Consider the following 22,317-nt stretch of genomic DNA (forward strand, 5'->3'; position numbering starts at 1 on the left):
TCCCGGCGGTCGGATCGGCACGTTTGGCCACAAGCGGCTTGGCCGGTATTCCGGCCAAGCCACCTGTTTCCCACCCGTTATGGCGCATTAAAAATGATCACTGTGAGTGGACGGCGCGGCCTCCGACGAGGGTGAGCGTCGGCGTCAGCGTCTGGAGGCGTCCGGCGTCCACGGTCATCGCGTCGCCGTCCAGGACGACCAGGTCCGCCAGGTACCCGGGGACGATCGCCCCCTTGCGGTCGTCGGCGTGCTCGAAGTGCGCGGCGTCCGTCGTCCAGAGGCGCAGGGCCTGCTCCCGGGTGAGCCGCAGGTCGTCCGGGACGTCGGCGTACGGGCCGGGCGGGGAGCCGGTGAAGGTGGCGACGCCGCGGCGCCAGTCGGGGAAGCAGACCGGCGCGTCCGAGCTGTCGGCCACGTGCACCCCGGCGGCGAGCAGCGCTCCGGCGGGGAACGCCCGCGACCAGCGGCCGGCCCCGATGGAGCGGGTCATGGACGCGCCGCTGTGCGACTTCATCAGCGAGCTGGTGATCACGCCGATGCCGTGCTCGGCGAGCCGGGCGTAGGAGTCCTCGGTGAGGAGCGTGCCGTGGATGAGGGCGTGCCGCGCGTCCGGCCAGGGGTCGGCCTTGAGCGCCCTGGCCAGCCCGTCGATCGCCGCGTCCGCCGCGCGGTCGCCGGTGACGTGCACCTGGACCTGGAGGCGGTTGCGGTGCGCCAGCTCGATCATGCGCATCAGCTCGTCGTAGCGGGCCTCCTCGTCGTCCCCGTGGGTGACCAGGTGGCCCGTCCCGCCCTCGGGATAGGGCTGGTGCAGCCAGGCGGTGCACTGCGTGGGGACCCCGTCGGCGAACAGCTTGCAGCCGCCGACGCGGAGCCAGTCGTCGCCCAGCCCGGTGGACAGGCCCGCGTACGACAGCGCCCTCGCGAGACCCTCGGACGTACTGGACGGCGACGGCCAGTCCCAGTGCAGCAGCGTGTTGACGCGGACGGTCATCCGGCCCTGCCTGCGCAGGGTGATGTAGTCGCGCAGCAGCCCGGGCCAGACGATCGGGTCGGTGACGCTGGTGATGCCGAGGGAGTTGAGCGTGCTCATGGCGGATACGATCGCGTCCAGGCGCTCCTCCTCCGAGTGCTCCGGGACGTACCGGGTCACCAGGTCCTTCGCGGCTTCGAGGAGGAGGCCGGTGGGCTCGCCGGACGGGTCGCGGACGATCACGCCGCCCTGCGGGTCCGGGGTGTCGCGGGTGATCCCGGCGAGTTCCAGCGCGACGGTGTTGACCAGGACCGAGTGCCGCGAGGCGTGGTGCAGGACGGCGGGGCGGCCCCCCGTGGCCGGGTCGAGGTGGGTGCGGTGCGGGGTCGGGTCGAACTCCGCGATGTTCGCCTCGCGCCAGCCCTCGCCGACCAGCCAGTCGCCGCCGCCGGGCCCCGCGCCGGCCCCGGCGAGCGCGATGTGCAGGGCAGCGAGCGAATCGACGCCGTTCAGGTCGACGGCGTAGCCGGACAGCCCGAACATCGCCAGGTGCAGGTGCGCGTCGTTGATCCCCGGCAGCACCGTCCGCCCGTCCAGGTCGAGCGTGGACGTCGACGGGCCCGCGAAGGAGCGGACGTGCCGGTCGTCGCCGACGGCGAGGATCCGGTCGCCCGCCACCGCGACGGCGGTCGCGGTGCGCGAGGCCCCGTCGAGGGTGACGACATTGCCGCCGTGCAGGACGAGGTCGGCCTGGGTCGTCGCCGTGGTCATCTACCATCCCTCCTCAAGCACGGCGTCCAGCGCCGCTGCGAATTCGTCGGCGTGCGCGGGCGTGAACGTCAGCGGCGGCTTGAGCTTGAGGATGTTCCACGCCGGGCCGGTCGGGTAGACGAGCGCGCCGCGGTCCTTGAGCCGCTCACAGATGATCAGCGTCTCCTCGGAGGCGGGCTCCTTGGTCTCCCGGTCCAGGACGAACTCGACGCCGCTGTAGAAGCCCTGGCCGCGGACGTCGCCGATGATCTCGTGCCGGGGCGCCAGCGCGGCCAGCACGTCCCGCAGGTACTGGCCCGTCCTCAGGGCGTTGTCCTGGAGGTTCTCCTCCTCCACGACGTTCAGCAGCTCCAGCCCGACCGCGCAGGCGACCGGGTTGCCGCCGTAGGTGGAGAAGAACCGCCCGGCGGGGTCGAACGCCTGCGAGATCTCCCGCGTGGTGACCATCGCCGCCACCGGGAACCCGTTGCCCATCGCCTTGCCCATGGTCACGAAGTCCGGGACGACGTCCTGCGTCTCGAACCCCCAGAACGCCTCGCCGAGCCGCCCGAAGCCCACCTGGACCTCGTCGGCGATCGTCATCGCGCCGTGCCGGGCCGCCGTCTGGAAGATCGGCGCGAGGTAGCCGGGCGGCAGGACGACCTGGCCGCCGCCCGCCAGCAGCGCCTCGAACAGGAACGCGGCGGGCGCGCGGCCCTCGGCGGCGAGGCGGTCGAAGGTCTCCGTCACGTGCGCGGCGTAGTGCGCGCCCGCCTGGGGGTCGTCGTAGCCGTAGCGTCCCCGGTAGCGGTCGGGGTTGGGGGTGGGGTGGGTGGTGTCCGGCTTGCCGTAGTGGCGGTAGCGGGACGGGCTGACGTCGGCGACCACCGAGGTGTACCCGTGGTAGGCGTCGTCGATGATGACGACGTCCTCCCGCTTGGTGAGGTAGCGGGACATCCGCAGCGCCAGGTCGTTGGCCTCGCTGCCGGAGTTGACGAAGTAGACGACGTCGAGGCCGTCCGGCAGCGTCGCGGTGAGCCGCTCGGCGTACTCCGACAGGACGTCGTAGACGAACCGGGTGTTGGTGTTGAGCCTGCCGAGCTGGCGCGCGGCGGCCTCGACCAGGCGCGGGTGGCTGTGTCCCACGAGCGTGACGTTGTTGAGCGCGTCGAGGTAGGACCGGCCGTGCTCGTCGTAGAACCGGCAGTTCCGCGCCCGGACCATGGTGATCGGGCGGCTGAAGTAGGTGGGGTGGCTGTTCGGCAGGTGCCGGTGGCGCTTGGCCAGCGCCCCGTCCCCGGCAGGCGTCCAGGCGGTGACCGCGTCCTGGTCGCCGAGCAGCGGCGTCGGGTCGGGGAACAGCGCCCGCCACAGCTCCTGCTCGTCGCCGGGCGCCTCCCGCGGGACGGCCGTCCAGGACGTGGCGGCGCCGTCCGCGACGGGGACGGCCGTGACCTGGATCCGCACGCGGGGCGGCAGGCCGTCGCGGGCGTCAGCGGCGACCTCGCCGAGCCGTCCGCCGGCGGGCACGTCCGTGCCGGGCGCCGGCACCGTGGTCAGGCCGGTGTAGAGGGTGCGGAAGCGTACGCCCTCGGCCGGCTCGTGGAGCAGGATCAGGTCCGTCCCGGCGGCGCCCACGGCCTCGACGCGCCCGGCGAGGGACGCGAGGACCGGCGTGTCCGTCGCGGCGAAAAGGTCGATCCCGAGGGTGACGTCGGCGCCGCGCCGCGCGGGGACGAGGAACCTCGGCTCGCCGTAGCGGCCCACCGGCGTCCCGTCCCCGTGGTGGAGGACGGCCTCGCGGGCGGCGGCGCGCAGTTCGTCGGGCTCGCGCGGGTCGGCGCCGTCGTAGCAGTCGCCGGTGATGGCGAGGTCGAGGGGGCCGAGCCGTCCGGCGACCGGCGCGGTGGCCTGCCCGGCGTGCCCGGCGAGCCAGGCGGCGGCGGCCGCGGTGGCGGCGTGCGGGGGCAGCCCGCACGCCTGCCGGACGGCGGCGGCGCCCACCTCGGCGGGGACGTCGGCGAGCGTGCGGACGAGGCCGGCGGCCGCCGACGAGCGGTGCCGGGGGTCGCCGTGCAGCCGCCCGGCGGCGAGCCGGGCGGTGGTCGCCGCGACCGCCGCCGACCGGACGGCGATCAGCGGGAACAGCAGGTCGATCTCGGCCTCGGTGAGCGGGCACGCCGCGTGGTAGGCGGCGGTCAGCGCGGCGGCGACGGCCAGCGGGCGGTCCGCGCCGCGCATCGCGCTGGAGGCCAGCACCGCGAGGTCGGCGATCCGCGGCGCGGGCGCCGCGTCCCCGAAGTCGATCACGCCGGACACGCGGGTGCGGGAGCCGTCCCGCCGGACAAGCAGGTTGAAGGCGTTGAGGTCGTGGTGGACGACCGCGACCGGCAGCGCGCCGAGCCGCTCGTCCAGCAGCGGCAGGTACCGCGCCTGGATCAGCCCGGCCGCCGCCCGCAGCCCGGGGTCCCCGACGTGCGGCAGCGACGCGCCGAGCGCCGTCCCCGCGTGCGCGAACTCCCAGTAGTGGGCGGGCGGCGGCTCGGCCGCGGCGAACGTCCCCGTGGCGGCGCCGAGCCGGCCGGCGACCGCGCCGATGTCTGCGAGCAGCTCGGCCGACCTGCGGGGCACCTCGGCGAGCGGTCGGCCCGGCACGTAGGTCAGCAGCCGGACGAGCAGCCCGTCCACGTCCCGCGAGGGCGCCCCGGAACGGTCCAAGACGACCTCCGGGACCGCGAAACCGAGGTCCTGGCCCGCGAGGTGGCCGAGCAGCGCCGTCTGGAACTCCGCCGCCCGCCGCTCGGCGGGCCCGGTGACCTTCAGGACGTACTCGGCGCCCGCGCCGTCCACGACATGGGTGTTGCGGTCGGTCTCGCCGGCCAGGGGCCGGAGCGTGACCGGGTCGAGCCCGAAGCCCTCGCGCAGGACGTCCCGCAGGAACGCGTCGCTCACCTCGGGTGGGCCGGCGGTGATGCGCTCGTAGCGCGCGTCGGTCACGGTGCCGTCGTCGGTGTGCGGTGCCACGGACAGAACTCCATTCGCGGTGGTCGGACTCGGATGACCGGACTCGGTCGGTCGTGCTTCATGCGCCCGCCGGGACGACCTCGGTGGCCGCGCCGCCGGGACGGTCGGGGACGATCGCCTGGTGGCGCGGGTCCCAGCTCACGGCGACCCGCTCCCCCGGCATCGCGGGCAGCGACGGCCCGACGGGGTGCGAGGCGACGCCCTGCGTCCCGTCGTCGAAGCGCAGCCCCACCTGGTGCCGGTCGCCGACGTAGACGATCTCGGTGATGGTGGCGCCGATGTGGTTGTGGTCGGCGGCCACCGCGGACGCCTCCGCGTGCAGGACGAGGCGCTCGGGGCGGACCACCGCGACGCCGGGGGCGCCGTCGAGGCCCGCGTCCAGGCGCGGCGCCCGCAGGGCGTGCGAGCCGCACCGCAGGATCCCGGCGGCCTTGTCGACCGTCCCGCGGAACCCGGTGGACTCGCCGAGGAACTGCGCGACGAACAGCGTCTCCGGCCGTTCGTACAGGTCGGCGGGGGTGCCGACCTGCTCGATGCCGCCCTCGTTGAACACCGCGATGCGGTCGGACAGCGTGAGCGCCTCGTGCTGGTCGTGGGTGACGAAGATGAAGGTCATCCCCAGCTCGCGGTGCATCCGCGCGATCTCGCGCTGGAGCTGGTCGCGCAGCCGCTTGTCGAGGGCGCCGAGCGGCTCGTCCATCAGCAGGGCGCGCGGCTCGTACACCACGGCGCGGGCCAGTGCGACGCGCTGCTGCTGCCCGCCGGACAGCTGCCGGGGCAGCCGGTCGGCGTAGTCGCCGAGGTGCACCAGGTCCAGCGTCTCGGCGACCTTGGCCGCGATCTCGGCCTTGGGCATCTTGCGCTGCTGGAGCGGGAACGCGACGTTCTTCGCCACCGTCAGGTGCGGGAACAGGGCGTACTGCTGGAACACCACGCCGAGGTCGCGCTTGTGCGGCTTCAGCCGGGACACGTCCTGGCCGTCGATCTCGATCGACCCCGCGGACACCGACACGAACCCGGCGAGCATCGACAGGATCGTCGTCTTGCCCGAGCCGGACGGCCCGAGGAGCGTCATGAACTCCCCGTCGGCGATGTCGAGCGAGACGTCGTCCACCGCCGGCCGCGGCGTCCCCGCATAGTGCTTCGACACCCCCTTGATCCGGATTCCGCGGGAGGCGTCCTTGCTGGTCGGGTTCATCATGTCCTCCGCTCGCGGCGAACGAACTGCGGGATGAGCAGGACGAGGGTGGTGGCGACCACCATCACGCTCGACGCCGCAGCGATGGTGGGGTCGATTTCCAGGGTGATGGAGTTGTACATCTGCACCGGAAGGGTCTGGATGTCGGGCGTCTGGAGGAACAGCGCGACGACGACCTCGTCGAGCGAGGTGACGAACGCGAACGCGAAGCCGGACAGCACGCCCGGCGCGACCTGCGGGACGGTGATCCGGAAGAACGTCGTCCACGCCGTGGCGCCGAGGGTGGCGGCGGCGATGTCCTGCGTCCGGTCGTAGCCGGCGAGGCTGGTCGACACCGCCGTCACGACGAACGGCAGCGCCAGCACGGTGTGCGCGAGCACGAACCCGATGGCGGTGCCGTTGAGCTGCCAGCGGATGAACACCCCGTAGATCGCGATCGCGACCACGATCCCCGGCATGATCATCGGCGCCATCATCAGCTGCCGGACGGCGCCCCGCCCGCGGAACCGCGACCGGGTGAGGCCGAGCGCGACCGCGACGCCGAGGACGGTCGCGGTGACCGCGACCAGCAGCCCGATCTGCACCGAGGTGAGCAGCGCGTACATCCACTTCTCGGAGCCGAAGAACGACTTGTACCAGCGCAGCGACCACGACTTCGGCGGGAACTCGAAGGTGGACGCGCCGGAGAAGCTCATCGGGATGACCACGACGGTCGGGGCGATCAGCAGCAGCGCGGTCAGCGCCACCGCCGTCCGCAGGCCCCAGCCGATCCCGCCGTCCCGCTGGACCTTCACCGGGCTCGCGGGCTCGGCCGCGGAGCCGCCCGTGTGCCCCTCCACCTGGTCGATCACCTGCTCACTCATGGGTCACCGCCCCTCCGAGGGCCTTCGCCGGGCCGCCGAACCGCGACACGATGAACAGCACCAGCAGCGTCACCCCGAGCAGGACCGTGCCGAGCGCCCCGGCGCCGCCGAAGTCCAGCAGCTTGCTGACCCGCTCGCCGATCACCTGGGAGATCAGCGAGTTCTGCGGCGAGCCCAGCAGCGCCGGGGTGATGTAGAAGCCGAGCGTCATGATGAACACCAGCGAGAAGCCGGAGAGCATCCCCGGCACCGACAGCGGGATGTGGACCCGCGCGAACGCCCGCCAGCGCGGGGCGCCGAGGCTGCCCGCCGCGTCCAGCAGCCGCCGGTCGATCTGCTCCATGGCGCTGTACAGCGGCAGCACCATGAAGGGCAGCATGACCTGCACCATCGCGACCGTCACGCCGGCGACGGTGCCGAGCAGCACGACGCCGTCGAACCCGATCAGGCCGAGGAACCGGTCGATGGGCCCGCCGCGCTGCTCCAGCATGTACCAGGCGAAGTTGCGGGCCATCAGCGACGTCCAGAACGGCAGCAGGACGATCACCGTCAGCACGCCCCGGGTCCGGGGCTTCACCCGCGTCATCGCGTAGGCGTAGGGGTAGGCGATCACCAGCGTGACCGAGGCCACGATGAGCGCCGTGACCAGCGTCCGCACCAGCACCTTCACCGACAGGCCGTCGTGCAGCAGGCCGGTGTAGTTGCCGAAACCGGCGGCCGGCTCGGTGAAGCTGCGCCACACGATGGTGGCGATCGGATAGAAGAAGAACACCAGCAACAGCGCCGTCGCCGGCAGGACGAACCAGGCCGCCCGCCCCCGGGGGCGTGCCGCCTCGCGCCCCCGGGACCGTGCCGTGATCGTCGTCGTCATGGGTTACCTCACCCCGCGAGCCAGGTGGTGTAGCGCTTGGTGACCGCGTCGAAGTTCTGGCCCCACCACTCGGCGTCCGACCGCACGATCGAGTGCTTGCGGTCGGGCGTGAACGGGTTCACCCGCTGCTGGATCGGGTCGTAGTTCGGCACGATGCTCTCGTTGATCGGCTGGACGGAGGCCAGCTGCGCCAGCTTGGCCGAGGGGTCGTTCCGGGACGCGAAGGCGATGAACTTCATCGCCTGCTCCTTGTTCGGGGCGCCCTTGGGCACCACGAGGTCGTCCCAGTTCACGACGGTCTTGTCCCAGACGGGCTGGAACGGCGCCCCCGCCTTGAGCGACTGGTAGGCGCGGGCGGACAGCACGAGGGCCATGTCCACCTGCCGGTCCACCATCATCTGCTGCTGCTGCCCGTACGTCTTCGCGAAGGTGGTCGACTTCTTGATCGGCTCCAGCTTGCGGAAGGCGCGGTCCAGGTCCAGCGGGTAGAGCTGCTTCTCGGGGACGCCGTCGCCCATCAGCGCGGCCTCCAGCAGCCCCACGGCGATCTCGGGCGGCACGATCCGCCGTCCCGGGTACTTCTTCACGTCGAAGAAGTCGCCGATCTTGGTGGGCGGGTCGTTCTTGTACTTCTCCTTGTCGTACATGAAGATCAGGCTGTAGTTGTACGCCGGGACGCCGCAGTCCCCGACGGTCCCCTTCGGGAAGACGTTCTTGTCGATCACGGAGAAGTCGAGCTTCTCCAGGTACTTGCCGCAGTACTGCACGGCGGCGGCGGCGCTGGTGTCCACGACGTCCCAGCTCACCTTGCGCGCCTCGACCATGGTCTTCATCCGCGCCTCGTCCACCGGGCCGTCGTTGCGGACCTTCACCCCGGTCTGCGCGGTGAACGGCTCCGCCCACGCCTTGTTCTGGTAGTCCTGGAAGGGGCTCCCGGTCGACACGAAGGTCAACGCGTCGCTCTTGCTCGACGGGTTGCCGATCCCGCAGGCCGCGACCAGTGCCACGGCCAGACCGGCGGCCGTGGCCCTGGTCCTGATGCCTCTGTTCCGACGCACGGTCTCCTCCAGTGCTCGGTAAATGGATCCCCGACGGATCTTGTCTTGCTAGTGCGCGGCTCTGACCTGCTCGTTCAGTATCCGCGCAAGGGTGTCCACCTGCTCCTCGGTGATCACCAGAGGTGGGGAGAGCACGATGCTGGTGCCGGAGGCGCGAACGATCACGCCCTCGGCCCGTGCACCGGCCTGGACGCCGGAGGTGTCGCCGCGGGCGAACTCGATGCCGAGCATCAGGCCCACGCCGCGCACCTCCAGGACGTGGTCGAGCTCCTCCAGCGGCTTGAGCGCGTCCAGCAGCCGCCTGCCGAGCCTGTCGGCCCGTTCGAGGAGCCCTTCGCGGCGCAGGATCTCGATGTTCGCGAGAGCCACCGCCGCGCCGACCGGATGGCCGTTGTAGGTGAAGCCGTGCAGGAACGCCGCCCCGTCGGCCAGGTCGAGGACGCGGTCGCCGATCAGCACCGCGCCCATCGGGATGTAACCGCTGGACAGGCCCTTCGCCATGACGATCATGTCGGGCTCGATGCCGTAGCGCTCGCTGGCGAACCAGTGGCCCGTGCGTCCGAACGCGGTGACGATCTCGTCGACGATCAGCAGGATGCCGTGCCGGCGCAGGATCTCCTGCACCCGCGGCCAGTAGCCGTCCGGGGGCGGGACCATGCCGCCGACCCCGAGCACGGGCTCGCCGATGAAGGCGGCGATCCGCTCGGGCCCGATCCGCTCGATCCGCTCCTCCAGCTCGGCGATCAGCCGGTCGGCCGCGCCCGGATCGTCCGCGAGCGCGTGCGGCTTGCCGAGGAACTCGATGCCGGGGACGAGCGGCCCGAAGCCCTCGCGGAGCCGGTCGATGCCGGTGGCGGCGAGCGAGCCGCCGCCCATCCCGTGGTACCCGGCGGAGCGGGCGAGGACGACGGTCCGCTCGGGGTGCCCGGCGTGGTGCTGCGCGAGCCGCGCCAGCTTGATCGCCGTCTCGTTGCCCTCGGACCCGCCGTTGGTGAAGAAGACCCGCGACAGCCCGGCCGGGGCCAGCCCGATGAGCCGCTCGGCCAGCCGGATCGAGGGCTCGTTGGAGTAGTCGCCGAAGGAGGAGTAGAACTCCAGCTTCGCGATCTGCCCGGCGGCGGCCTCGGCCAGCTCCCGGCGGCCGTGGCCCACGGGGCACTGCCACAGCCCGCAGGTGCCGTCGATGTAGGAGCGGCCGTCCACGTCCCACACGATCGCGCCCTCGCCGCGGTCGAGGACCAGCGCCTCGGCCGGCGCCCCGATCACGCTGTGCGGATGGACGATCGTCCGCGCGTCCAGCTCGGCGAGCTCCCGCGTGCGGTCCGCCCCGGCCCGGTCCTGCGCGACCTGCTGTTCCAGCGTCATGACACCGCCCTCACAGTTTCATCGAGATCGACTTGGTCTCCAGGTAGGCGTCGATGCCCTCGCTGCCGCCCTCGCGCTCCTGGCCGCTGTTCTTCATCCCGCCGAACGGCAGCTCGGGCCGGACGGGGGCGGGGTCGTTCACGGCGACGATGCCGAAGTCCAGCCGGTCGGCGGCGCGCCACAGCCGGGCGAGGGCCGAGCCGAAGACGTAGGCCGCCAGCCCGTAGTCGGTGGTGTTGGCGCGCTCGATCGCCTCGTCCTCGTCGTCGAAGACGTAGACCGGCAGCACCGGGCCGAAGGTCTCCTCGGAGCTGATCAGCATGGTGTCGTCTGCTCCGGTGAGGACGGTCGGCTCGTAGAAGGCGCCGCCCAGCCCGGCCCTGGCGCCGCCCTCCGGCGGGCTCCAGCGGCGGCCGCCCGCCGCGACGGCGGCGCCGCGCTTGACCGCGTCGGCGACGTGCCGCTCGACCTTGTCCAGGCCGGCGAAGTCGATCAGCGGGCCGAGGGTGGTGCCCTCGTCCGCGCCGTGCCCGACGCGCAGCGCCGCGACGCGCTCCAGCAGCAGCGGCAGGAACTCCTCGTACACCGTGCGGTGGACGAACAGCCGGTTGACGGCGATGCAGCTCTGCCCGGCGTTGGCGAACTTGGCGGCGGAGACGGCAGCGGCGGCGGCGGGGAGGTCGGCGTCCTCCAGCACGATGGCCGGGGAGTGCCCGCCCAGTTCCAGCGACGTCCGCCGCAGGTGGGTGTCCGTCGAGCGGATCAGGCTCAGGCCGACCTCGGTGGATCCGGTGAAGCTGACCTTGCGGAGCCGGGTGTCGGCGAGCAGCGCGCCCACCACCTCGGCCGGGCGCGTCGTGGTGATCGACTGGAGGACCCCGGCGGGCAGCCCGCCCGCCTCGGCGATGATCCGCACCAGCTCGGTGCCGATCAGCGGGGTCTGCTCGGCGGGCTTGACGATCACCGGGCAGCCGGCGGCGAGGGCGAGCCCGACCTTGCGGACCAGCATGCTCGCCGGGAAGTTCCAGGGGGTGATCGCGAGCGCGGGGCCGACGGGGGCGCGCAGGACCAGCCCGGGGCCTCCGGCGGCCTGCGGGGTGACCCGCCCGCCGGCCCGGCGGCCCTCCTCGGCGGCCCAGTCGAGCATCCGGGCGCTGCCCATGACCTCGCCGCGCGCCTCGTGCAGCGGCTTGCCGTTCTCCGCCGTCATGATCGCCGCGAGCGTGCCGGCCGCGGCGCGGATCGCGGCGGCGCCGGCGCGCAGGGCGGTGGCGCGCTCCTCCGCGCTCGTCGCACGCCAGGCGGGGAAGGCCGCGCAGGCCGCGTCCAGCGCCGTGAGGGCCTCCTCCGGCCCGGCGTCGGCGGCGTGCCCGACGACCTCCAGGGTCGCGGGGTCGAGCACCTCGAACGTGGCGGCGCCCGTTCGCCAGTCCCCGTCGATCAGCAGGGTGGCGGTGGACGGGTCTACGGGCATGTGCCCCTCCTCGTGTCTGGCTCGCGCCGATGTCCCGGGAATCCCGGGAAACGCCGAATCCCGGATGCGCCGTGGCCGGCGGATGGCCGGCCGGTGAATCGCTACAGGTCAGCAGTCTTGGAGGCCAGTGTTGTATTTGTCAACACCTATCACCGGATCCGTTTCCGGCTTTACAGTGGGCACATGAACCCAGATCCCGCCCGTTCGGCGGATCCCGCCGCCGAGGCGACCGCGCTCCTGCCGATCCGGGAGCTGCTGTCCTACCGGCTCCACCGGGTCGCGAACGCGCTGTCCCGCAGTGCCGCCCTCCGCTACCGCCGAGAGTACGGTGTCAGCCTGCACGAATGGCGGACGGTAGCACTGCTCGGCGCGGACGAGCCACAGGCGGTCAACCAGCTCGCCCGCCTCGCCGGCCTGGACAAGGCGCAGATGAGCCGGGTCGCCGCCAAGCTGACCGAGCGCGGGCTGGTCGAACGGGAGCCGGGTCCGGGGCGCAGCACGCAGCTCAGCCTCACACGCAGCGGGAAGGCGCTCTACCGCGGCCTGATCGGCGCCGCCAACGACCGCAACGAGGCGTTCCTGGCCTGCCTCACGCCGCTTGAGCAGGAGGTTCTCGACTCGGCGCTGCGCAAGCTGGCCGCGGTCGGACGGGCACTGGAGCGTGCCGAACACTGAGTGACACCGGCCACCGGCCGTGAGATGGTGTTGACATCATCAACACCTGCCATGTATCCCTGCAAGTGACGACCCGCGTGGCGACACTTCAGGAGGGCGGCCGCACATGACCGACCGAGTCACGATCTGCGAATGCTTCGCCCGTGACGGCCTGCAACACGAGGAGACCGACGTCCCGGCGGACGCCAAGATCGGACTGATCGGCGCGTTCGCCGACGCCGGCTTCACCCGTGTCGAGGCGACCTCGTACAGCCACCCGGAGCGGGTGCCCGCGTTCCGCGACGCGAGCGAGGTGCTGGCCGGGCTCCCCCGGCCGGCGGGCGTGTCGTACAAGGCGACCTGCCCGAACCCGCGCGCCGTGCGGCGCGCGCTCGCGGACCTGGACGCCGGGCACGGCGCGCACGAGCTGAGCCTGCTGGTCTCGGCGACCGAGTCCCACACCGAGCGGAACATGCGGACGACGCGGGAGCGCCAGTGGGCGGCCGTCGCCGAGATGGTCCGGCTCGCCGGCGGCCGCTTCCGGCTGGTGGGCGTGATCTCGGTGGCGTTCGGATGCCCGTTCGAGGGGCACGTCGACCCCGGGGTGGTGGCCGAGGACGCGGCCAGGTTCGCCGACCTCGGCGTGGACATGGTCACGCTCGGCGACACCACGGGGCTCGCGACGCCGAGCACCGTCAAGGCGATGTTCGGGCGGGTCGCCTCCGCCCACCCGGAGGTCCCGTTCATCGCGCACTTCCACAACACCCGCGGCTCCGGCATCGCCAACTGCGTCGCGGCGCTGGAGGCCGGGTGCCGGGACTTCGACAGCTCCCTCGGCGGCGTGGGCGGCCACCCCACGCGCATCCAGTACGGCCAGGGCATGACCGGGAACGTGTGCACCGAGGACCTGGTCAACCTGCTGGAGTCGGAGGGCGTCGGCACCGGGCTCGACCTCGGCAAGCTCATGGACGCGTCACGGATGTGCGAGCGGGTGCTCGGCCGCCGGCTGTACAGCATGGTCGCGCGGGCCGGCTTCGGCCCCGCCGGCCGGAAGGAGTTCCAGGATGCCTGAGCACGATTCACCCGGCCCCGGGCACCCGCCCGTGCTGGTCTCGGAGGACCACGGCGCCGTCCGGGTGCTGCGGCTGAACCGTCCCGCCAAGCTCAACGCGCTCAACACCGAGCTCACCGCCGCCCTGCTGGAGGGGCTCCGGGCCGCCGACACGGACGGCGCGGTCCGCGCGGTGGTCCTGACCGGCGCCGGGCGGGCCTTCTGCGCCGGGGCCGACGTGAAGGAGTTCACGGACCTCACGCCCGACGACCAGGGCGCGGTCGTCCGGCGCGCGGAGCTGACCATGCGCACCCAGATGCTCCCGCAGCAGCTGACCAAGCCGGTCGTCTCCGCGGTGCGGGGGCACGCCATGGGCGGCGGCGCGGGCCTCGCCCTCGGCTGCGACATGGTCGTCGCCGCGTCCGACACCCGGCTCGGCTACCCCGAGCTGCGGCACTCGCTCGTCCCCGCGATCGTGATGACCGGCCTCCAGCGCCACCTCGGCCGCAAGCTCGCCTTCGAGCTGATCAGCACCGGCCGGATCCTGGACGCGCGGGAGCTCGCCGCGCACGGCCTGGCCAACCGGGTGGTCGAGCCGGGCGAGGAGGTCGCCGCCGCCCTGGAGATCGCCACGGCCTGGGCCGAGGTGAACGCGGACGCGATGTGCGCGGCCAAGGGGCTGTTCTACCGGGTGGCCGACCTGCCCTTCGAAGAGGCGATGCGGACCGGCGGGGACGTCAACGCGATCATGCGCGGGTTCCGCACGTGAGGCCGCTGGACGGGATCCGGGTGCTGGACTTCTCCCGGGTGCTCGCCGGGCCGATGGCCACCCAGATCCTCGCCGAGCTGGGCGCCGAGGTGATCAAGGTGGAGCGGCCGGGCGGCGGGGACGAGTCCCGGCGGTTCGAGCCCCGGCTGCCCGGCGGTGAGAGCGCCTACTTCTTCGCCTTCAACCGCGGCAAGCGCTCGATCACCCTCGACCTGGCGACCCCGCGCGGGCAGGAGATCGCCCGCGGCCTCGCCCGGCACGCCGACGTCGTGGTGGAGAACTTCCTGCCCGGCTCCATGGACAAGCGCGGCCTCGGCTACGAGGCGCTCGCGGAGGAGAACCCCCGCCTGGTCTACGTGTCCGCCACCGGCTTCGGCCAGTCCGGCCCGTACTCCGACCGCAAGGGGTACGACACCGTCTTCCAGGCGCTGTCCGGCGTCATGGCGCTGACCGGCCACCCGGACACGCCCCCCGCCAAGGCCGGGGTCCCCATCGCCGACCTGACGTCCGGGCTGTGGATCGTCATCGCGGCGCTGGCCGGGCTCGCCGGGCGCGGCTCCTCCGGGCGCGGCGGGCACGCCGACCTGGCGATGATGGACGTCCAGGTCAGCCTGCTGGCGGTCGCCGCCGCCCGGCTGTTCGCGCTGGACGAGGACCCGCCGCGCACCGGCACCGCGCATCCGGGCCGGGTGCCGTCCGCGGCGTTCGAGTGCGCGGACGGCCGGTACCTGCACATCAGCGGCAGCGACCACCACTGGGGGCCGCTGTGCTCGGTGCTCGGCCTCGACGAGCTGGCCGCCGACCCCGACCTCGCCACCAACGCCGGGCGGGTCGCCCAGCGCGAGCGCGTGACCGCCGGCCTCACCCGCGCCTTCGCCACATGGCCGAGGGACGCGCTGGCGGACGCGCTGCGCGCGGCGGGGGTGCCCGCCGGCGAGGTCAACTCCGTCCGGGAGGCGCTCACCGACCGCAACACCATCGAACGCGGGATGGTCGGGCATTTCGACCATCCCGGCGAGGGCCGGTTCCCCGCGCTGGGCGCACCCCTGCGCATCGAGGGGTACGACCGGCCGGAGCCCGCGGCGCCGCCGCTGCTCGGCTCCGACACCGACGCGGTTCTGACCGAGCTGCTCGGCCTGGGAGAGGCGGAGATCTCCCGGCTCCGCGACGAAGGGACGATCTAGACATGGACGAGGATCCCGTACTGGTCCTGCGGGACGGCGCCGTCGTGCACGCCGTGCTGAACCGGCCGGCCGCGCGCAACGCGCTGAACCTCGCGATGTGCCACCGGCTGCGCGAGACGTTCGCGGCGCTGGACGCCGATCCCGCCGTCCGCGCCGTCCTGCTGCGCGCGAACGGCCCCGCGTTCTGCGCGGGCGCCGACCTGCGGGAGCGCAAGGGCCGCGACGAGGACTGGGTCCGCGCCCGCCGGATCGCCTCGTTCGCCGCCTACGACGCCATCGAGCGGTGCTCCAAGCCGGTGGTCGCGCTCGCGCACGGCCCCGTCGTCGGGTCGGGCGGCGAGATCGCGATGTCCTGCGACTTCGTCGTGGCCGCCGACGACGTCTCGTTCCGGTTCCCCGAGCCGCACTGGGGCACGGTCGGCGCGACGCAGCGGCTCCAGCGCGTCATCGGCAAGCGCCGCGCGAAGGAGCTGCTGTTCACCTCCAGGACGATGGAGGCGGAGGAGGCGCTGTCGGTGGGCCTCGTCCAGCGGCTCGTCCCCGCCGCGGACCTGGCGGCGGCCGGGGAGAAGCTCGCGGCGGCGATCGCCGGGGCGCCCGGGCTGGCGATGTCGCTGACCAAGCAGGCGATCGACCTGGGCTCGGAGACCGACCTGGCCAACGGGATCAGGATCGAGATGGCCGCGATCGAGCGCTGCCTCGCCGACGGCGCCTGGCGCGAGGGCGTCGGCGCCTTCAACGCCGGGGCGCGCCCCGGGCCGCGCGACGGCGGCGCGGCACCGGCTGGCCGTCCCGCCTCCGGCGACCGGGGGCGGGAGCCGGCGGACGGGGAAGGAACTACAGGGCGGTGGGAGCCGGTGGACGGAGCTGGGCTGTGAATCTGAGCGGGGTGTGCCCGCTGACCGCCGACGCCGCGCTGCGGCGGGCGGCGGACGTGGCGGCGGACGTGCAGGCCGTCGTCTCGCGGCAGGGGAACATCACCTACGCGGAGCTGGACGCCGAGGTGACCGCCGTCCGCGCCGCGCTGGCCGCGGCGGGGGTGCGGCGCGGCGACCATGTCGCGGTCTGCCTCGGGAACGGTCCTCGGTGGGTGTCGCTGTTCGTGGCGATCGGCTCCCTCGGCGCGGTGACGGTGCCGGTCAACACCCGCCTGCGCGAGGACGAGATCGCCTACGTCCTGCGGCAGTCCCGCGCGACGCTGCTGTTCACCGCCGACCGGTTCCTCAACATCGACTTCACCGCGATGCTGCGGCGGATCTGCCCCGGCGTCGGCTCGTCCCTGCCCGACCCGGCGCTGCCCCACCTGCGGGACGTGGTCGTGCTCGGCAAGGACGTGCCGGAGTGCGCGCGGTCCTGGGAGACGTTCCTCGCCGGGCCCGCGCCCGAGGTGGAGCCGTGCTCCGACCCCGACGACGTGCTGCTGATCCAGTACACCTCCGGCACGACGTCCTACCCGAAGGGCGTGCTGCTGACCCACCGCAACATGTGCGCGGACGCGTTCTTCTCCGGCACGCGGCTCGGGCTGCGGGCCGGCGACCGGTTCCACAGCGCGCGGCCGTTCTTCCACGCGGCGGGCAGCACGCTGTCGGTGCTGGCGTGCCTCCAGCACGTCGCGACGCTCGTGACCATGGACCGGTTCGAGGCCGGTGAGGCGCTGCGGCTGATGGAGGCCGAGCGCTGCACCCACTTCTCCGGCAACGACACGATCGCGCTGATGCTGCTCGACCATCCGGACCTGCCCCGGCGGAGGCTGCGGCTTCGGGGGGCGTGGGCGGCGGCGTCACCGGCGATCGTCCGGCGGATCATCGACGAGCTCGGCGCGGCCGAGTGCGTCGTCGGCTACGGGCTGTCCGAGGCGTCCCCGAACGTGGCGCAGTCGGCCTGGTGGGAGCCGGAGGAGGTGCGGGTCTCCGGGCGGATGCTGCCCGAGCCGGGGGTCGAGGTCCGGATCCGCGACACCGGGACCGGCCTCGACGTCCCCGCCGGGGACACCGGGGAGATCCTCGTGCGCGGCTGGAACGTCATGCGCGGCTACTACGAGATGCCCGAGGAGACGGCGGAGGCGCTGTCGCCGGACGGCTGGCTGTCCACCGGCGACCTCGGCAGGCTCGGCCCGGACGGGCGGCTGGAGTTCACCGGCCGCGCCAAGGACCTCATCCGCGTCGGCGGGGAGAACGTCGCCCCCACCGAGGTCGAGGACGTCCTGCACCGGCATCCGAAGATCAAGCAGGCGGCGGTGGTCGGGGTGCCCGACGCGCGGCTGATCGAGGTCCCGTTCGCGTTCGTCGTGCTCACCGAGGGCTGCGAGGCCGGGCCGGAGGAGATCCTCGGCTGGGCGCGCGAGCGGCTGGCCGGGTTCAAGGCGCCGCGGCACCTGCGGGTCGTCGCCGGGTTCGAGGAGATCGGCATGACCGCGAGTTCCAAGGTGCAGAAACGGCACCTCGCCGAGCACGCGCGGCTGCTGCTGGAGTCGGAGGGCCGATGAGGATCGAGACGCCCGTCACCCGGCTGCTGGGCGTGGACCTCCCGATCGTCCAGGCGGGCATGTCGTGGGCGTCGTCGGGGTCGGCGCTGCCGCTGGCGGTGTCCCGCGCCGGCGGGCTCGGCGTGATCGCCGCGGGGCCGATGCGGCTGCCCGACCTGGCGCGCGCCATCGACGAGGTCGAGGCGGGCACCGACCGGCCGTACGCGGTGAACCTGCCGCTGTACCGCAAGGGCGCCGAGGAGGTCATGGACCTGCTGTGCGCCCGGCGGATCCCGGTGCTGATCGCCTCGCAGGGCGGCCCCAAGCGCTACATCGAGCGGTTCAAGGACGCCGGGACGCTCTGCCTGCACGTCGTGGCGGGCGAGGAGCACGCGGCCAAGGCCGCCGGCGCCGGGGTGGACGCCCTCGTCGTCGTCGGCGCCGAGGCGGGCGGCCATCCGCCCGCGGGCCTGGTGTCCACCCTGGTGATGGTCAGGGCGGTGGCCCGGCACACGCCGGAGGTCCCGATCATCGCCTCCGGCGGTTTCGCCGACGGCGAGGGGCTGGCCGCCGCACTCGCGCTGGGCGCGGGCGCGGCGCAGTTCGGCACGCGGTTCCTGCTGAGCGAGGAGTCCGACCTGCACCCGGCGTACAAGGCCGCCGTGCTGGCCGCCGGGGTCGGCGACACCCGGACGGTCGGGCACCAGATCGGCATGATCCGGCTGCTGGCCAACGAGTTCGCCGACCGCATGACCGAACTGGAGCGCACCGCCGCGGCGCTGGAGCGGCGCCGCGCGGAGTTCGCCGCGTCCACGCTGCGGATGGCGGCCTTCGAGGGCGACGTCGTCCGCGGCAAGGTCGAGGCGGGCCAGTCGGCCGGGCTGATCGACGCGATCCTCCCCGCGGAGGTGATCGTCCGGACCCTCGCCGAGGAGTACGCGGCGGCGCTCACCCGGATGCCCGCCCCCCTGCGTGACTGACCGGGACGTCCGCCGCCGGGCACCGGCCCGGCGGCGGACGCCTGACGGTCAGCGCAGGGCGGGGAAGCGGCGGACGAGGCCGATGCGGGACCAGGGGCCGCCGAGCCCGAGCGTGTCACCGGCGTTGGCCCAGGCGACCGCGATCAGCAGCGCGGCGTAGATCCAGTGCTCGTCCATGAACGGGTTGGTCTCCAGCGGCAGGGACGCCGCGTACAGCATCGCGAGCAGGATCGTTCCACCTGCCGCGGCGATCCGCAGTCCGATGCCGAGGAGGAGTGCGACACCGAGTCCGGCGAGTCCGAACATGTAGGACACGTCGACCCAGGTCTGGCCGGCCATGGAGTGGAACATCCCCTTGAAGGGGCCCTCGACGTGGCTGAGGAAGCCCTTGGACGGGGACGTCCCGTCCAGCCAGCCGGAGGTGGCGGGCTTCCCGAGACCGAGCAGCTTGTCGAGGAAGGCCCAGGCGAAGATCCAGCCTAGGCAGAGGCGGCCGGCCGCCCAGGCGTAGGGGGCCTGGGTGTCGGCGGTGCGATGGGCGGGGGGCGTGGGATGCGTCCTGACGGACATGGGGGCTCCCATTGGCGGGGGACAGGGTAAGCCATCTGATCGGTAAGTTTCCTATTGGCTCACCGTTCTGGCTAGACCTTTCCACCATCAAAGTGACCTTCGCTGCCAACCCCTGTTCGCTGCCTGCCCGATCCGGCGCGGCGCATTGCCCCGCGGGGGCCCCCGGCGCTACCAAGGCACCCGGTGGGCGCCTAACCCCGTTCCGCCCGCCGGTCTGGAGAGGTGACGAGATGAAGAGGATTGTGTCGATCGCCCAGTTGACAGCCCTGGCCACCCTCGGCGGGCTGGCCGGGACGGTGGCGGTCTCGGCGGCCGTGAACGCGGCCACCGACGCGGGACGGCGTGACCTGACGGCGCAGATCCGCGACGTGAAGGGCGAGGTCGTCGGCACGCTGACCGTCGCGCCGATGGGCAAGCAGGAACGGCTGAGCGTGCGGGTCATGAACGTCGCGCCGGGCTTCCACGGGTTCCACATCCACACCACCGGCAAGTGCGACCCCAATGCCGTGGACCCCAGCACCGGCAAGGTCAGCCCGTTCTTCACCGCCGGGACCCACCTGAACCTGGACTCCACGCACACCCATCCCTCGCACTCGGGCGACCTGCCCAACCTGCTGGTCAACCAGGACGGGCGCGGGCAGGGCGAGGCGATCACCGACCGCTTCACCGCGGAGAACCTGATGGACGCCGACGGCAGCGCGATCATCATCCACGTGAACCCGGACAACCATGCCAACATCCCTGACCGCTACGCCACCGCCGACGGCAAGAAGGGCCCGGACGCCGGCACCCTCGCCACGGGCGACGCCGGCGGCCGCGCCGCGTGCGGCGTGATCAGTCAGTCCGGCAAGTCGGGCAAGTCCGGTAAGGGCTGAGTCCACCCGGGGCCGAGCCGCCCGGGACCGCCCTCCGGTCCTCGCGTCCGGCGAGGACCGGAGGGCCGGGCCGGTGCCGGGCCATGCCGGGGCGACGGCGGCCCGGCCGGCCGGCCCGGCGGAAGGCCGGGCCGGCGAGGGCCGGCCCGGCGCGAGCGGTCCCGGTCAGTAGCCCGGGGAGACGGTGGCCCGGTGGAAGTCGGGATCGTCGAGGATCCCGATCAGACAGTCGGCCAGGTCGGCGCGGGAGATGCGGTAGGCGCCGCGCAGGCCCCCCTCCACCCCGATGCGGTAGTCGCGGGTGAGTGCGCCCCCGGTGAGCCGGGGCGGCCGGATGATCGTCCAGTCGAGGCCGGACCCGCGCACGACCCGCTCCATCGCGCGCGCGTCGGTGAAGGGATGCTTGAGGATCCGCCGGACCAGGGGCTTGACGACGAGGCGCGCGAACGGGTCGTCCTTCGCCTCGGTGTAGGCGGCGCTGACGCTCACGATCACCAGGCGCCTCACCTCCGCCCTCGCCATCGCCGTGGTCACGCTCTCGGCGGCCTTCTCGCGGACCCGCGACGGCGCCCTCCCCGCCGAGCCGAGGACGGAGACGACCGCGTCGCGCCCGGAGACGAACGGCTCGATCTCGGCCGGGTTCATGACGTCGGCGCGGACCGCGAGGAACCGTCCCCCGGCCTCCGGCATCCGGTCGGCCAGGGCCGCCGGGTCGCCGCGGACCACGGCGGTCACCTCGTGGCCCGCGTCGAGCGCCTGGCGGACGAACGGGCCGCCGGTGCTGCCCGTCGCGCCGAACACCGTCAGCCGCATCACGACCCTCCCCGGCCGCCGGGCAGGTGCGGGGCGTCGAAGGGGCGCAGGTAGGGGCCGGGGTCGGCGTCGGTGAACGCCGGGACCGCCGGGTCGATGTCCTGCGCGGCGCGGTTGAGCGCGGCCGGGTCGAGCGTCCAGGTCGCCCCGTCCAGCCGGGCCTCCAGGGTCGTGATCGCCGTCAGTACCTCACCGGTGGTGAAATTGCAGTGGCCCGCGCGCCGCACGTACGCCTGCCCCAGCAGCGCGTCGTCGCCGACGAGGCGCCGGTACCCGTTCTGCACCTGGATCGGCACCACGCCGTCGCCCGTGGTGTGGACGGTCAGCATCGGCGTCCTCAGCGTCCCGGCGAACACGCTGCCCCGGGCCAGGCGCGCCACCGCGGACGGGTCGGCCCGCACCGCAGCGCCCTTGTTCAAGGCCGTCAGGTCCTTCTTCAGCGACAGACCCGCCTTGCCGTACAGCGTCTCCACCTCCTTCTTGTCAGAGGACTTGGCGAGCAGCGAGCGGTAGTCGACGCCCCGGTTCCACGAGACGTTGCCTCCGGTGCGGGCCTCGATCTCCGCCCGCCACGTGTAGGCGACGTTGAAGAAGGGGCCGACCATGTGCCTTTGCTGGTTGACCTCCCAGGTGTCGTAGTCGTCCGGGGCCGGTTCGGGCACCATCGGGCCCGGCCAGGGAGGAAGGTTGTAGAGGGCGGCCGCCAGGGAGACGCGGGCCCGCCCTTCCGGGGTCTCCTGCGCCCGGCGCACCGCGGCCGTCGCCTTCGCCGCCCACTGCGCCGCGGTGGCCTGGTCGGGGACGCCGGTCAGCGGCACGTCGTCGAGGCCGCCGATGAGCGTCCTGACCGCGTGCGTGGTGTCCAGGAGGGCGTTGAAGTGGGCGACGCCGCCCTGCTGGAGCCCGCAGAGCGCGAGGGTCCCGTCGAAGCGCCCGCCGTGCCGCTCCGCCAGCGCCGTGGTCACGAGCCCGCCGTAGGACGTCCCCCAGGCGATCTTGCGCCGCGGCGCGCCGAAGCGGCGGGTGAACTCGTCGAGGGTGGCGAGCTGGTCGGGGACGGCCTCGCCCACGGCCCATCCCGTCCGGGAGTAGGACGAGCCGATGAGGGCGTAGCCGCGGGCGAGGGCGGCGTCCCGGACGGCGTCGGTGGTGGTGTTGCGCGCCGGGTTCGGCTGCCCCTCCGCCACATAGCCGTGGCTGTAGAGCAGCACCGTCCCGTTCCAGCCGGACGGGACGTCCATGGCCCAGGTGGCGCCGCTGGGGAGCGTGCCCTCCACATGGCCGGGGGGTGTGTCGGCCCGCGCGCCCCCCGCGCCGGCGACCAGCGGCGCGGTGAGCAGCAGGGCGGAGCCGATGGCCGTTAACCGCATGCGAGTCCTCT

19 protein-coding genes are annotated in these 22,317 nt (G+C 73.3%); 8 read left to right on the forward strand and 11 right to left on the reverse strand.

Annotated elements, in window-relative coordinates:
- Nucleotides 1–97: 97 nt before the first annotated feature.
- Genes AGRA3207_RS11820 through AGRA3207_RS11855 form a run of 8 tightly spaced genes read right to left on the reverse strand, consistent with a single transcriptional unit; the run spans nucleotide 98 to nucleotide 11,576 of the window.
- Nucleotides 98–1,744, reverse strand: a complete 1,647-nt coding sequence (locus AGRA3207_RS11820; RefSeq protein WP_231334645.1) for an amidohydrolase — start codon at nucleotides 1,742–1,744, stop codon at nucleotides 98–100.
- Entirely contained in the window at nucleotides 1,745–4,747 is a 3,003-nt protein-coding gene (locus AGRA3207_RS11825; RefSeq protein WP_231334646.1) for an aminotransferase class III-fold pyridoxal phosphate-dependent enzyme, read from the reverse strand. It lies immediately after the preceding gene.
- Between the two features lie 58 nt (nucleotides 4,748–4,805).
- Nucleotides 4,806–5,945 carry an ABC transporter ATP-binding protein gene (locus AGRA3207_RS11830; RefSeq protein WP_231334647.1) on the reverse strand — a complete coding sequence of 380 codons (1,140 nt, stop codon included), beginning with the start codon at nucleotides 5,943–5,945 and terminating at the stop codon, nucleotides 4,806–4,808.
- Nucleotides 5,945–6,808 carry an ABC transporter permease gene (locus tag AGRA3207_RS11835; protein WP_231334648.1) on the reverse strand — a complete coding sequence of 288 codons (864 nt, stop codon included), beginning with the start codon at nucleotides 6,806–6,808 and terminating at the stop codon, nucleotides 5,945–5,947. Before AGRA3207_RS11835 ends, AGRA3207_RS11830 begins: the two co-directional genes overlap by 1 nt.
- Nucleotides 6,801–7,679 (reverse strand): ABC transporter permease, encoded by an 879-nt coding sequence (locus tag AGRA3207_RS11840; protein WP_231334649.1) that lies wholly within the window; start codon nucleotides 7,677–7,679, stop codon nucleotides 6,801–6,803. Before AGRA3207_RS11840 ends, AGRA3207_RS11835 begins: the two co-directional genes overlap by 8 nt.
- An 8-nt stretch (nucleotides 7,680–7,687) precedes the next feature.
- Nucleotides 7,688–8,737 carry an ABC transporter substrate-binding protein gene (locus AGRA3207_RS11845; RefSeq protein WP_231334650.1) on the reverse strand — a complete coding sequence of 350 codons (1,050 nt, stop codon included), beginning with the start codon at nucleotides 8,735–8,737 and terminating at the stop codon, nucleotides 7,688–7,690.
- 48 nt (nucleotides 8,738–8,785) lie between these two features.
- Nucleotides 8,786–10,102 carry an aminotransferase family protein gene (locus AGRA3207_RS11850; RefSeq protein ID WP_231334651.1) on the reverse strand — a complete coding sequence of 439 codons (1,317 nt, stop codon included), beginning with the start codon at nucleotides 10,100–10,102 and terminating at the stop codon, nucleotides 8,786–8,788.
- A gap of 10 nt (nucleotides 10,103–10,112) precedes the next feature.
- The gene (locus tag AGRA3207_RS11855; RefSeq protein ID WP_231334652.1) at nucleotides 10,113–11,576 is read right to left on the reverse strand and encodes an NAD-dependent succinate-semialdehyde dehydrogenase; all 1,464 of its coding nucleotides are present in this window, start codon (nucleotides 11,574–11,576) and stop codon (nucleotides 10,113–10,115) included.
- A 183-nt stretch (nucleotides 11,577–11,759) separates the two neighbouring features.
- Here AGRA3207_RS11855 and AGRA3207_RS11860 point away from each other — a divergent pair, with 183 nt between their 5' ends.
- The 7 genes from AGRA3207_RS11860 to AGRA3207_RS11890 all read left to right on the forward strand — a co-directional run bounded on the left by AGRA3207_RS11860 (nucleotide 11,760) and on the right by AGRA3207_RS11890 (nucleotide 18,678).
- Nucleotides 11,760–12,251, forward strand: a complete 492-nt coding sequence (locus AGRA3207_RS11860) for a MarR family winged helix-turn-helix transcriptional regulator (RefSeq protein ID WP_231334653.1) — start codon at nucleotides 11,760–11,762, stop codon at nucleotides 12,249–12,251.
- A gap of 106 nt (nucleotides 12,252–12,357) precedes the next feature.
- Nucleotides 12,358–13,302, forward strand: coding sequence for a hydroxymethylglutaryl-CoA lyase (locus tag AGRA3207_RS11865; RefSeq protein WP_231334654.1), 945 nt, complete (start codon nucleotides 12,358–12,360; stop codon nucleotides 13,300–13,302).
- Nucleotides 13,295–14,050 carry an enoyl-CoA hydratase/isomerase family protein gene (locus AGRA3207_RS11870; RefSeq protein WP_231334655.1) on the forward strand — a complete coding sequence of 252 codons (756 nt, stop codon included), beginning with the start codon at nucleotides 13,295–13,297 and terminating at the stop codon, nucleotides 14,048–14,050. Before AGRA3207_RS11865 ends, AGRA3207_RS11870 begins: the two co-directional genes overlap by 8 nt.
- Nucleotides 14,047–15,234 (forward strand): CaiB/BaiF CoA transferase family protein, encoded by a 1,188-nt coding sequence (locus AGRA3207_RS11875; RefSeq protein WP_231334656.1) that lies wholly within the window; start codon nucleotides 14,047–14,049, stop codon nucleotides 15,232–15,234. The genes AGRA3207_RS11870 and AGRA3207_RS11875 overlap by 4 nt, the downstream gene beginning before the upstream one ends.
- Before the next feature lie 2 nt (nucleotides 15,235–15,236).
- Entirely contained in the window at nucleotides 15,237–16,112 is an 876-nt protein-coding gene (locus tag AGRA3207_RS11880) for an enoyl-CoA hydratase/isomerase family protein (protein ID WP_231334657.1), read from the forward strand.
- A complete protein-coding gene (locus tag AGRA3207_RS11885; protein WP_231334658.1) occupies nucleotides 16,109–17,719 on the forward strand; it encodes an AMP-binding protein in 1,611 nt (536 codons plus the stop codon). The genes AGRA3207_RS11880 and AGRA3207_RS11885 overlap by 4 nt, the downstream gene beginning before the upstream one ends.
- Entirely contained in the window at nucleotides 17,716–18,678 is a 963-nt protein-coding gene (locus AGRA3207_RS11890; protein ID WP_231334659.1) for an NAD(P)H-dependent flavin oxidoreductase, read from the forward strand. The genes AGRA3207_RS11885 and AGRA3207_RS11890 overlap by 4 nt, the downstream gene beginning before the upstream one ends.
- A 48-nt stretch (nucleotides 18,679–18,726) precedes the next feature.
- Here the strand turns inward: AGRA3207_RS11890 and AGRA3207_RS11895 are convergent, their stop codons facing one another.
- On the reverse strand, nucleotides 18,727–19,248 hold the full coding sequence (locus tag AGRA3207_RS11895; RefSeq protein WP_231334660.1) for a DoxX family membrane protein: 522 nt from the start codon (nucleotides 19,246–19,248) through the stop codon (nucleotides 18,727–18,729).
- Nucleotides 19,249–19,478: 230 nt separating this feature from the next.
- On the opposite strand from AGRA3207_RS11895, the gene AGRA3207_RS11900 reads away from it, so the two are divergent.
- Nucleotides 19,479–20,123, forward strand: coding sequence for a superoxide dismutase family protein (locus AGRA3207_RS11900; RefSeq protein ID WP_231334661.1), 645 nt, complete (start codon nucleotides 19,479–19,481; stop codon nucleotides 20,121–20,123).
- A gap of 165 nt (nucleotides 20,124–20,288) precedes the next feature.
- Here AGRA3207_RS11900 and AGRA3207_RS11905 read toward each other — a convergent pair whose 3' ends face one another.
- On the reverse strand, nucleotides 20,289–20,936 hold the full coding sequence (locus tag AGRA3207_RS11905) for an NAD(P)-dependent oxidoreductase (protein WP_231334662.1): 648 nt from the start codon (nucleotides 20,934–20,936) through the stop codon (nucleotides 20,289–20,291).
- A complete protein-coding gene (locus AGRA3207_RS11910; protein WP_231334663.1) occupies nucleotides 20,936–22,306 on the reverse strand; it encodes an alpha/beta hydrolase family protein in 1,371 nt (456 codons plus the stop codon). The genes AGRA3207_RS11905 and AGRA3207_RS11910 overlap by 1 nt, the downstream gene beginning before the upstream one ends.
- Nucleotides 22,307–22,317: the final 11 nt, after the last annotated feature.

Source organism: Actinomadura graeca, assembly GCF_019175365.1.
Classification (GTDB): domain Bacteria; phylum Actinomycetota; class Actinomycetes; order Streptosporangiales; family Streptosporangiaceae; genus Spirillospora; species Spirillospora graeca.